An 8406-nucleotide genomic window follows, 5' to 3' on the forward strand; every position below is an offset into this window, starting at 1 on the left:
GCCACCCCCGGCGGCGAGGCGCTGTACACGCGCGTTCTGCAGGCTCGGGGCGCGAAGATCCTGCGGCTGACCGGGTCCGACCGCCAGGCGGTCATGGCCTGCATCAACGCCGTCAAGGCGGGTGACACGGGCGAGGCTCCGCGGGCCGAGATGCGGCGGCTGGCCGGGGCCCTCATCGCGGCGGGGGCGGAGGTCGTCATCGCCGGCTGCACCGAGGTGCCCCTGCTGCTGGGGGCGGACGACGTGTCGGTTCCGCTGGTGGACTCGGCCGAGGTGCTGGCGGCGGCGTGCGTTCGCGCCTGCGCATGACGGAAGCTTAAGTTGAGGGCTCCGGCGGCTGGGGGCATGACAGGCGTCTGAACCGGAGCCCTGCCATGCGCCTGCTCGCCGCCCTCGCCGCCCTGATCCTCGCCGCGCCCGGCGGCGCCTTCGCCCAGGCCGCCGACTACCCGCGCCGGCTGCCCGCGCCCGGCGGCGAGGTGATCATCCCCGGCGCGGGCGGTCAACGCGCCCATGACGAGGTCGGCTACGCCCCGGCGCGCCGGGCGGGCGACACCCTCTATGTCTCAGGCGCCATCGTCTTCCGCGCGCCCGACGAGGGCAGAGACGTCGCGGCCTTCGAGGCGCAGGTCCGACGGACCCTGACGCACCTGAACCGGACCCTGGCGTCCGCGGGCGCGACGATGAACGACGTGGCCCTGATCAACAGCTTCCATGTCTGGGACGGCCCCGACTTCTCCGGGACGAAGGACCAGCAGATCGAGGTCATCGCCCGGGTCTGGCGCGAGTTCTCGGAGGGACCGCGGCCCGCCTGGACCGCTGTGGGAACGACCGGACTGCTGGGAACAGGCGGCGTCGTCGAAATCCAGCTGACGGTGCATGCGCCCGCGCCTGCGCGCTGAACCGTCGGAAACGGTTGCGTAAATTCACCATGCCCGCCAACCTGACGTGGTGAATAGACAAGCGCTCATCATCGACTGCGATCCAGGCGTGGACGACGCCGTGGCCCTGATGCTCGCCTTCGGGGCGCCCGAGTTCGAGCTGCTGGCCGTCACCACCGTCGGCGGCAACGTGCCGCTGAAGAAGACGACGCGGAACGCCCGGATGCTGCGCCAGATCGCGGGGCGCGGCGACGTCCCCGTCCACGCCGGCGCCGATCGGCCGCTGCGGCGCAAGCCGGCGGGCGCGGGCGAGTTCCACGGAGAGGAGGGGCTGGGCTTCATGGCGCCCTTCGCCGCCACCGGGCCGGTCGCGGATGGCCACGGCGTGGACGCGATCATCAACGCCGTGATGGAGCGAGAGCCGGGATCGGTCGCGTTGGCCGTTCTGGGACCGATGACCAATCTGGCGCTGGCCCTGCGCAAGGAGCCGATGATGGCGGCGCGGCTCGGGTCTGTCGCGGTGATGGGCGGGGCCCGCGGCGAGGGCGGCAACATCACCGCCTCGGCCGAGTTCAACGTCTGGGCCGACCCCGAGGCGGCGGACGAGGTGCTGCGCAGCGACTGCAAGGTGACGATGTTCGGCCTCGACGCGACGCATCAGGTGCGGGCCACCGACGCACGGATCGCCGCCGTCGCCGCGCTGCAGACGCCGCAGGGCGACACCGCGGCGGCGATGATGCGGTTCTCGCAGAAGGTCGAGCGCGAGATCGTCGGCTGGGACGCGCCGCCGGTGCACGACGTCTGTCCAGTGGCGTGGCTGGCCCGGCCGGACCTGTTCACGCTGAAGACCTGCCGCATCTCGGTCGAGTGCCAGAGCGAGCTGACGCGAGGCCATACGGCCGTCGAGTTCCGGCCGGCCATCGCCCGCAACCTGCCGCACCAGTGGGCCGTCGGCGCCGACGCCGACGGCGTCTTCGAGCTGATCACGGAGCGGCTGCGGTGAAGATCACCGTCGTCGGGTCCATCAATCTCGACTTCGTCGCCTCGGCCCCTTCGCTTCCACGGGCTGGCGAGACCGTCACGGGCGCGACGCTGGCGCGGCATCCGGGCGGCAAGGGCGCGAATCAGGCGCTCGCCGCGCGGCGGCTGGGCGCGGACGTCAGCCTGATCGGACGCGTGGGAAACGACGCCATGGCCGGGGAGGCTACGGCGCTTCTGGTTGCCGGAGGGGTCGATCTGTCGGCGGTGGCCGCCGATGCGGATGCGCCGACCGGCGTGGCCCTGATCGCGGTCGATCCCTCGGGCGAGAACCAGATCGTGGTCGCCGCGGGCGCCAATCACCGCTGCGCGCCGGAGGACCTGCCGGCCCGGATGGAAAGCCCCCTCATCGTGCAGCTGGAGCTGCCGCTGCCGACCGTCGAGGCGGCGGTGGCGCGGGCCGCGGGCTTCGTCTGCGCCAACCTCGCTCCGGCGGCTCCCGTTTCGGAGGCGCTGCTGCGGCGGGCCGACCTGATCGTGGTCAATGAGACCGAGGCGGCCTTTTACGGCGCGGGGCTTCATAGCGGCGGGGCGCGGGTCGTGACGACGCTTGGCGCGCGCGGCGCGGTGATGCACCAGAGCGGCGTCGAGATCGCCCGGGCGGTCCCGCCTCAGATACAGGCGTTGGATGCGACCGGCGCCGGCGACGCCTTCGTGGGCGCGATCTGCGTGGCCCTTCTGGAGGGGCGGGAGCCAGAGGCGGCGCTACGCTTCGCCTGCGCCGCGGGCGCGCTTGCCGCGACCCGGGCCGGAGCCCAGCCGTCCCTGCCCTCACGGGCCGAGGTCGAGGCAATCATTACGGCGTCGTAACTTGGGGCACGCTCCGGCGCTGCTAGGGTCCGGCGCTCAACAGACATCGGACCATCGCCATGACCCGTACCGCCGCCCTCCTCGGAGCCTCGCTGCTGGTCCTCGCGACGCCGGCCCTCGCCCAGACCCCCGCGCCGACGCCGACCATCGTCGTGCCGCCGCTGCAGTACACGCACCGTGAGCTGACCAACGGGCTGGACGTCTACGCCATGCCCGACGCGACCGCCGGCACCGTGACGGTGACTCTGTGGTACGACGTCGGCGGCAAGGACGACCCGGAGGGACGGAGCGGCTTCGCCCACCTGTTCGAACACATCCTGTCGCGCAAGACGGTCAACCTGCCCTACGGCCAGATTTCGACCCTGGTCGAGAACGCCGGCGGCAGCCGGAACGCGTCCACGGGCCAGGACTTCACCAACTATTTCGAGACGGTGCCGCCCCAGTATCTGGAACAGATGCTGTGGACTCACGCCGAACGGATGGCGCGGCCGGTGGTCGATCAGGCGGTGTTCGACGCCGAGCGGTCGATCGTGCAGGAAGAGCTGCGCCAGCGCGTCTATGCGCCGCCCTATGGCCGGCTCGGTCGCTTCGTCATCGGCGACAACAGCTACGACGAAAGCATCTATCGCCGCAGCGTCATCGGCTCGCTGGAGGAGTTGAACTCGGCCCGTATCGAGGACGCCCGCGCCTTCCACGAAGCCTACTATCGCCCCGCCACGGCGACCATGATCGTGTCGGGCAATTTCGATCCGGCCGAGCTGGACCGACTGGTCGACCGGTACTTCGCTGACATTCCAAATCCCGCGCGTCCCGTCCCGATTTTCGAGCGACCGGTGGAGACGCAGCGCACCCAGCCGCGGCGGGTCGACGCCTATGCGCCCAACGTGCCGCTGCCCGCCGTCGGCGTCATCTATCCGGGCGTCGCCGCCAATCATCCGGACGCCGCCGCGCTCGACGTGCTGCAGGCCATCATGTCGCGCGGCGAGAGCTCGCGCCTGTACCAGTCGCTGGTGTACGAATCGCAGCTCGCCTCGAACGCGAGCTTCGGGATCAGCTCGCAGGAGGAGGACGGCGTCATCCAGGCCACGGCCACCGTGGCGCGCGGTAAGGCGATGGCCGACGTCGAGGCGGCGCTCGACGCCCAGCTCGCGCGCGTTCGGAACGAGCCCGTGACGGCGGCCGAGCTGGCGGAGGCCAAGACCGAGATCGTCGCGGGCGAACTGCGCCAGCGCGAGACGGCCTCGGGGCGCTCCTTCATCCTTGGCCAGGCGATCGTGTCCGAGAACGATCCCGGCGCGCCTGACCGCCGCATCGCCGCCGTTCAGGCGGTCACCGCCGCCGACGTGCAGCGCGTGGCGCGGGCTCACCTGAACGATCAGGCTCGCGTCTCGGTGCGCTATCAGGACGAGAGCGCCCGCCCGACCGGCGTGCCGGAGGACAGCTGGCGCAACCCGGCCCCGGTTCCGACCTTCCTGACCCTGCCGCCGGCCATCCTGCCCGCCAACGAACTGCTGCCCGAGGGCCGGCGCATGGCCCCGCCGACCCCCGGCCCCGCCCGCGCCGTGGCGACACCCGCGGTGGTCGAGCGCACGCTGTCGAACGGCTTGCGGGTGATCGCGGCCAAATCGACCAACCTGCCGATCATGAATGCTCAGCTGGTCATCGCCGGCGGCGCGGCCGGTGATCCCGCCGACCGTGCGGGACTGGCCTCGATGACCGCCGATCTGGCGACCCAAGGCGCCGGCGGCCGCTCCGCCCCGGAGATCGCCCGTACGCTCGAGGCGCTGGGCGCGAACATCGGCGGCGGCGCCGGCGCGGACGCCACCACCCTGTTCCTCTCCGCTCCGGTGTCTTCGGCCGATCAGGCCGGATCCGTCTTCGCCGACGTCGTCCAGCGCCCGACCTTCAGCCCTGCCGAAGTTGACCGCAGCCGGATTCAGAGGATCAACGCCCTGACCGTCGCCCTGCGCGAGCCGGGTCCGCTGGCGGCGTTGACGCTGAACCGCCTGGCCTACGGCCCCGCGCCCTACGGCGCCCCGTCGGGGGGCACGCCCACGTCGCTCGCCGGGCTGACACGAGAGCAGATCGCCGGCTTCCACGGTCGGTGGTGGCGTCCTGACAATGCGGCCCTGATCATCACCGGCGGCATGGAGCCGGAGGAGGCGTTCGCCTTCGCCGAGCGCACCCTGGGCGGCTGGGCCCGGCCGGCCGGCCCCGTCCCGGCCGCGGTCAATCGCGCGGGCCGAGCCACGCCGGCGCCGCGCGTCGTGGTCGTTGATCTTCCGGGCGCGGGGCAGGCCGCCGTGTCGGCCGCCGTCCGCGCGCCCCGACGGGCCGACGACGCCTGGTATCCGCTCGCCGTGGCCAACAGCGTCATCGGCGGCGGTCAGAACGGTCGCCTGTTCCAGGAAATCCGCGCCAAACGGGGCCTGAGCTACGGCGCCAACTCCTCGATCGCCGCGCGCGTCGACGGCGGCCTGCTGACCGCCAACACCCAGACCAAGAATGAGAGCGCCGCCGAGGTCGTCGGCCTGGTGCTGGCCGAGTTCGACCGGCTGAAGGCCGAGCCGGTCGCGGAGCAGGCGGTCGTCGACCGCGAAACCTTCGTCAACGGCGGCTTCTCGCGGGCGCTGGAGACGACCGGCGGCCTCGGCGGCATCCTCGCCGACGCGGTCACCTATGGTCTGCCGCTGACGGAGATCGAGACCTATCAGCAGAAGATCGCGGCGACGACGCCCGCCAGTCTGGCGGAAGCGGCCGGCATCGTCGGCTCGGATCAGGCCTATGTGGTCGTGGTCGGCCAGGCCTCGATGTTCATCGACGCCCTGCGCGCGGCGCACCCCGATCTGGTGGTCATTCCCGCCAGCCAGCTGGACCTCGACAGTCCGACGCTGGGGCTGTGACTCACTAGGGGGTGGGTGATTAGTGGCTGGTGGAACGAGCCGGATGCCTCTGAGCGGCCGTCTCAAATGTGGGCGAGGACGCTCGTCGCCAGTCACTACTCACCAGCGGCCAGCCACTAATCACTAGCCACTAACCACCTATCCCGCGAAACGCGGCGACTGCATTCACAGTCTTCCGCACTTGACCCTCGATCGCGGCCCAGTCGCCGGACGACACCGCCGCGTCGGTGATCAGTTTCGATCCCATGCCGGCGGCGACGATGCCCGACCCGAACCATCGGGCGATGCTGGCCTCGTCCGGATCCACGCCGCCCGTCGGCATGATCTTGGTCCAAGGCATGGGGCCCAGCACCGCCCTGACGAAATCCGGTCCTCCGACGCTGGCGCCGGGGAACAGTTTGACCACCTCGCAGCCCAGCTCGTGCGCCTGCCCGATCTCGGTGACCGAGCCGCAGCCGGGGAAGTAGGCGGTCATGCGGCGGTTGCAGACGCGCGCCACTTCCGGAACCAGACAGGGGCTGACCACGAACCGCGCGCCGCGGTTGAGGTAGAGGCTGGCTGTCCCCGCATCGACGACCGAACCGATGCCGAGGATTATGTGCGGGTCGGTTCTCTGCAGCTCACGCGCGACATCGCCGAACAGGTCGCATGCGAAATCGCCGCGGTTGGTGAACTCAACGACCGGGGCGCCGCCGCGGGCGCAGGCGCGGATGACGTTCAGGCACACCTCGGGGTCGGCATGGTAGAACACCGGCGCGACGCCGTGGGTCTGCAGCGCGTTCAGCACGGCGAGGCGATCGTGGCGCATGTCGGGTTCTCCGCCGGTCGGTCCGGTGACCTGTCCTGCTTAGCCCACGCACGCCCGCGCGGGAAACCGTCGGTCAGGCCGTGCGGGAAACTTTGTGTTTCGTTCGTCCGCGGGGCTCTGGCCGTTGCCGCTTGGCGCCGCAGAGGTCGCAGAATTCCATCGTCTCGCGGCGGCGATCCGGGCGCCACCGGTGGCGGCGGCAGGTCAGACGGCGGAAGAATCTGCGGATCGCGCGAAACATCGTTTCTCTGTGCGGGATGACGCGCCTCCCCCGAGGCCGCGTCCGGCGCCGTGGTCAAACAGGCAACCGGCGGCTGCGTCAATCCCTCAGGCTGAGGGCCGCGATGCGACGTGTCGTCCCGCTGTCCGATTTGTACAAGCTATTCAGCACGGTGAAGTGATTGAGCCCCGCCAGAATTTCGCAGCGGGTCTCGACGCCGCGCGCCGACCAGCGTTCCGCCATCTCACCGGACTGGCGGATGAACTCCGGACTCTCGTCCCCGCCTACGATGCAGTCGAGCACCGTTCCCCCCGGTGTCGAGCCGTTCGGCGTCGGCCAGAAGATCGGCGACAGGGCGGCCGCCTCATGCGCGTCGAGGTTGAGCGCCTCGTTCAGGGATGTTTCCAGCAGGGGGCGCAAGTCGAAGACCCCGCTGATCGCCACCGCCGCCGAGGCCCGGCCCTCGGACAGCATGCAGGCGGCCATGTGCCCGCCGGCGGAGTGGCCGAACACGACCGGACGGGCGCCGTTGCGGCCGCGGATCAGTTCGACCGCCGCGCGCACCTGTCCCAGGATCGTCCCGAGCCGCACTGCGGGACACAGGTCATAGGACGGGATGGCGAGGCTGACGCCATGGGCCAGAAGGGCGGGAGCGATGCCGGAGAACCAGCTCCTGTCCAGCGCCTGCCAGTATCCGCCATGGAGAAACACCGCCACCGGCGCGCCGGGCCCGGCCTCGAACAGGTCCATGACCGCCCGTGGCCCCGAGCCATAGGCGATCTCGAGCGGCGGATGGGCTACGCGGGCGGCCTCGGCCGTCTCGCGCCACATCTGCATCACCGCCGGATGGTCGGGCACGCGGGCGCGGTTGTTGTACTCGGCCTCGAGGTTCACGGGCTTAGGGGCTCAGGACTTGGGTCTTGGGCAAGGTCGGCTCCGTGGCGGCTGGCTCGCGACCGTACTAAGCCCTAAGACCTAAGTCCTACGACCGCGAACCGGAGCCGCCGCCATGATGACCGCCATCTTCGTCTTCATCAAATGCGAGCTGGGTCACGCCAACGACGTGGCGGCGGATGTCGTCGACAACGTCGAGCACGTGTCGGAGGTCTATTCCACCTCGGGCCAGTACGACCTGCTGGCCAAGTTCCAGTTGCCCAAGGAGATGGACATCGGGACCTTCGTGACCCGGTCGGTCCAGACCCGGCCACATATTCGCGACACCTTCACCGTCATCACCTTCTCGCCCTTCCTGCCAGGCGGGACGGTTTGACCGGAGCCTACCCCATGCGCATCGCCCTTCTCGCTGTTCTCGCCCTTACGGCCTCGGCCTGCGCGCCGATGTCGGAGGCGCCCGCGACCGGCGGCGACCTGCCGGGCCGGAGCGTCGATGCGACGTCGTGCACCGCTCGCGGCGGGACGATCCAGCGTGTGGGACGTATGCAGAGCGAACAGTGCGTCATCGCCTATGCGGACGCCGGCAAACAATGCACCGACGGCGACCAGTGCGAGGGCGATTGCCGAATCGAGGACGCGCCTTTCCCAGCCGAGGGCGCCGCCGCGCGCGGTCAGTGCCAGGCCGACAGCCGCCCGTTCGGTTGTCATGCCACGGTCGAGAGCGGAAAGGCGACGCCGGCGCTCTGCGTCGACTGATCCAGACGTGAAAAAGCCCCCGCCGCTTTCGCGACGGGGGCCTGATCGAGATCGCGGACGATCTTAGTGCTTCGGCGCGGGCTCGCCCGGAGCCAT

General features: G+C 70.7%; 9 protein-coding genes. 7 read left to right on the top strand and 2 right to left on the bottom strand.

Annotated elements, in window-relative coordinates; all coding sequences use genetic code 11:
• The 5 genes from VGB60_RS09820 to VGB60_RS09840 form a co-directional block, all read left to right on the top strand.
• On the top strand, window positions 1–309 hold a 309-nt coding region (locus tag VGB60_RS09820), incomplete at its 5' end, for an aspartate/glutamate racemase family protein (protein ID WP_331038083.1).
• 65 nt (window positions 310–374) lie between these two features.
• Complete coding sequence (locus tag VGB60_RS09825; RefSeq protein ID WP_331038084.1) at window positions 375–902, top strand: Rid family hydrolase; 528 nt, start codon at window positions 375–377, stop codon at window positions 900–902.
• A gap of 46 nt (window positions 903–948) precedes the next feature.
• A complete protein-coding gene (locus VGB60_RS09830; protein ID WP_331038085.1) occupies window positions 949–1884 on the top strand; it encodes a nucleoside hydrolase in 936 nt (311 codons plus the stop codon).
• Window positions 1881–2729 (top strand): ribokinase, encoded by an 849-nt coding sequence (locus tag VGB60_RS09835; protein ID WP_331038086.1) that lies wholly within the window; start codon window positions 1881–1883, stop codon window positions 2727–2729. Before VGB60_RS09830 ends, VGB60_RS09835 begins: the two co-directional genes overlap by 4 nt.
• A gap of 59 nt (window positions 2730–2788) precedes the next feature.
• Entirely contained in the window at window positions 2789–5632 is a 2844-nt protein-coding gene (locus tag VGB60_RS09840; RefSeq protein WP_331038087.1) for a pitrilysin family protein, read from the top strand.
• Between the two features lie 130 nt (window positions 5633–5762).
• Here VGB60_RS09840 and VGB60_RS09845 read toward each other — a convergent pair whose 3' ends face one another.
• Together VGB60_RS09845 and VGB60_RS09850 are read right to left on the bottom strand one after the other, a co-directional pair.
• Window positions 5763–6440 (bottom strand): bifunctional 4-hydroxy-2-oxoglutarate aldolase/2-dehydro-3-deoxy-phosphogluconate aldolase, encoded by a 678-nt coding sequence (locus VGB60_RS09845; RefSeq protein WP_331038088.1) that lies wholly within the window; start codon window positions 6438–6440, stop codon window positions 5763–5765.
• A 319-nt stretch (window positions 6441–6759) separates the two neighbouring features.
• Complete coding sequence (locus tag VGB60_RS09850) at window positions 6760–7554, bottom strand: alpha/beta hydrolase (protein WP_331038089.1); 795 nt, start codon at window positions 7552–7554, stop codon at window positions 6760–6762.
• A 115-nt stretch (window positions 7555–7669) separates the two neighbouring features.
• Here VGB60_RS09850 and VGB60_RS09855 point away from each other — a divergent pair, with 115 nt between their 5' ends.
• Together VGB60_RS09855 and VGB60_RS09860 are read left to right on the top strand one after the other, a co-directional pair.
• Window positions 7670–7930 (top strand): Lrp/AsnC family transcriptional regulator, encoded by a 261-nt coding sequence (locus tag VGB60_RS09855; RefSeq protein ID WP_331038090.1) that lies wholly within the window; start codon window positions 7670–7672, stop codon window positions 7928–7930.
• Window positions 7931–7944: 14 nt separating this feature from the next.
• Window positions 7945–8310 carry a hypothetical protein gene (locus VGB60_RS09860; RefSeq protein WP_331038091.1) on the top strand — a complete coding sequence of 122 codons (366 nt, stop codon included), beginning with the start codon at window positions 7945–7947 and terminating at the stop codon, window positions 8308–8310.
• Window positions 8311–8406: the final 96 nt, after the last annotated feature.

Origin of the sequence: Brevundimonas sp. (assembly GCF_036399195.1) — a bacterium.
Lineage (GTDB): Bacteria > Pseudomonadota > Alphaproteobacteria > Caulobacterales > Caulobacteraceae > Brevundimonas.

Bases quoted from the DNA above. Each gene is read 5' to 3' on its own strand.
- VGB60_RS09845 (WP_331038088.1), bottom strand. From the start codon at position 6,440: ATGCGCCACGATCGCCTCGCCGTGCTGAACGCGCTGCAGACCCACGGC.
- VGB60_RS09825 (WP_331038084.1), top strand. From the start codon at position 375: ATGCGCCTGCTCGCCGCCCTCGCCGCCCTGATCCTCGCCGCGCCCGGC.
- VGB60_RS09855 (WP_331038090.1), top strand. From the start codon at position 7,670: ATGATGACCGCCATCTTCGTCTTCATCAAATGCGAGCTGGGTCACGCC.
- VGB60_RS09840 (WP_331038087.1), top strand. From the start codon at position 2,789: ATGACCCGTACCGCCGCCCTCCTCGGAGCCTCGCTGCTGGTCCTCGCG.
- VGB60_RS09860 (WP_331038091.1), top strand. From the start codon at position 7,945: ATGCGCATCGCCCTTCTCGCTGTTCTCGCCCTTACGGCCTCGGCCTGC.